This window comes from Pseudomonas meliae, assembly GCF_001400515.1.
Taxonomy (GTDB): Bacteria; Pseudomonadota; Gammaproteobacteria; order Pseudomonadales; family Pseudomonadaceae; genus Aquipseudomonas; species Aquipseudomonas amygdali.
On the sequence record NZ_LJQT01000357.1, the window covers coordinates 13,434 to 15,835 of the forward strand.

Annotated in this window: 1 protein-coding gene and 1 pseudogene; both read right to left on the reverse strand. The window is 58.9% G+C overall.

Translation table 11 applies throughout. The annotated features are described in order from the left end of the window. Positions 1–23 precede the first annotated feature (23 nt). Complete coding sequence (locus ALO64_RS16865; RefSeq protein ID WP_005734420.1) at positions 24–434, reverse strand: DUF1090 domain-containing protein; 411 nt, start codon at positions 432–434, stop codon at positions 24–26. A 40-nt stretch (positions 435–474) separates the two neighbouring features. Continuing rightward, positions 475–2,150 (reverse strand): annotated as a pseudogene (ligB, locus tag ALO64_RS16870) (NAD-dependent DNA ligase LigB). Between the last annotated feature and the right edge of the window lie 252 nt (positions 2,151–2,402).

Below are 2,402 nucleotides of genomic sequence, written 5' to 3' on the forward strand. Positions count from 1 at the left end.
GATCCGCAGCGCCGCAACCTTGATCAATCGTCAGGCTGGACTTTCTCAAGGTCGGTCTGGGCTTCCTGCAACTCTTTGCGCGACTCGGCCAGCTTGTCCTTGCGCTTGTTGATCTTCTCCGGATCACCTTTGTCCATGGCCTTGTTCAAGTCGGTCTGGCGGCGGCTGACTTCCTGCTTGGCGTCCAGCACCTTTTGCTTTCTCTGCTTGATCAATGAGGTTTCGGTGCAGTTGGCATTGACCTCGGCGAGGGCCTTCTCAAGCCCGACCTGCTCGGCCTTGTTACCTTCGGTCTTGGCGTCCTGAATCTTGCTGCTGATTTCCTGGCTTTTGATCTGGCACTCGGAAGGTGCGGGTGCCTGCTCATCTGCCAGCAGCGTTGTAGCCAGTAGCGTGCAACTGGTGAAAAGGATCAGTGGTGATAAAAACTGCATATGAACTCCGTTTGAACACGGACCAAAAAATGGACGTCCGCTACTTAAAACCTGAAATACCCTGAGCCTGCAATTGATAGCTCAATGCCTGCACCTCTGGGGCTTGAAAAAAAGACCTCAGTTTCGCTGCCCGGCCAGGCCCTATGCCCGGCTCTGCTTGCCATTGCTCAACGCTACGCCCGGCCAGTTCCTGCCAATTGTCAGGAAGTGTTGCACTTCCTGTGGGCGGCAGTCCGATGGACTTGAGCCACGTCTGAAACGGCCGTTCACGCGCTGTTTGCAGGCTGTAGCGCTGCTGTGCTCTGCGAAGCCGGGAATGTTAGCAAGCTCAGCATGATTCAGGGTCATCCAATCGAGCAGGCTCTCTATTTGGCCGTTTTCAATAAGCTTGTCCCAGGTCCCCGGACCGACGCCGGACAGCGCAAGGCCTTTCTTGCCGCTGAGCCAGATCAGTCTGGCGCGGAACTGGCTTTCACAGCCTGGGGTGGCTTGCCAGCAGCTCAACTCATGAAAGTCGTCGGCTTGCGGAATGATCATTTCAACTCGTTCGGCTGCGCGGGATATCACGCCGTCGAGTCTCGGAATTGTCAGCCCGGCCAGGCTCACGGCTACCTGATCGCCAGGTCTTATATCCAGTGTTTGCCAGCGTTGCAGTGAGCCGGTGCTGATGCGGCTGACGGTACGGTCGTCGAGACGTACCGGGGTCAGCTCCAGCACAGGGGTAATCCTGCCGCTGCGACCGATATTGAAGCTGACCTTGCGCACCTCGGCCAGTGCCTGTGCGTAGGGATGTTTCCAGGCGGCGACCCAGTAAGGCGCACTGGCTTGCCAGCGTTGCATCGGTGGGCGCTGGCCCTGGCGCATGATCACGCCATCTGTCGCGAACGGCAGAGGATTGCGGTACCAATGCTCGCGCCATCTCGCAGCCTGAACATGATTTTCCAGTGAGTGCGTGTACGCCTCGCTGCCTTCAAAGCCCATGGCTTGCAGGCCTGCGAGTCGTTGAGCCATATCGGTAGGCCCGTTCGGCCAGTCCCAGACGAATAGCCCGATGGCATCAGCCTGCTGCGGGCTGATTGTCTGCCGGGCCAGCATGCCTGCCACCTTGCTGCGCGCGTTGACGCTGCCGGATGTTGCCTGAATATGATCGGTCAACCGCCAGTACAGCTCGCCTTGCAGGATCAGGGAGTCATGTTGGGGCAAACGCTGAGGAATGGCTTTTATCAGTCGTGCCTGCGAAGTCCAGTCCTGGCCCTTGCGCCCATCGCCGCGACTGATCGCCTGCACCAGCTGACCTTTTTCGTAAACGAGTGTGACTGCCACGCCATCGACCTTGGGTTGAATCCACAGGTCTTTGCGGCCCTTGAGCCAGTCCTTGACGCTGCTTTCGTCGGCCAGCTTGTTGACGCCCGTGTGCGGTACGGGATGAGGCAGCGGGCCAACTGCTGTCTTTAGCGGATCGGCCTCTGGTGTGGAAACGGCAAAGCACGAGCGCCACAGGTTCAGCTTCTGCCGCGCCTGATCGTAGAACTCGTCCGGAATGTGCGAAATGCCCTGGCGGTGGTAGCTGTCGTCCCACGCAGCCATCTGCTGTTGCAAGTTTGTGACCTCGCTGCGCGCCTTGGCTGCAGGCCAGTCAGGGCATTGACTGGCATGGCCGAGGCCGGGCAGAAGAAACAGAAGGGCACACGTCATCAGGCGAATGGTGGGCAACATCGAAGCATCCTTGCTTCAGGAATGGGCTCGATGAGGCTAGTCGCTGTCGTGTGGTGAAGGGGCAGGGCTTGGTTACCAGGTTTTGCGATTGCGCAGGGCGGCATGTCCACGCGGAGTGCTCAGTGACTGAACCGGCGTCTTCGTGAGCAAGCTCACACGTCCTTCAGGCAGAAGCGCAGAGCATCGGGCACGATAGTTGAGGTTATCGTTCCTCACGCTCCAGCGTGGGAACGCAGTTCTCGACGCTCTGCG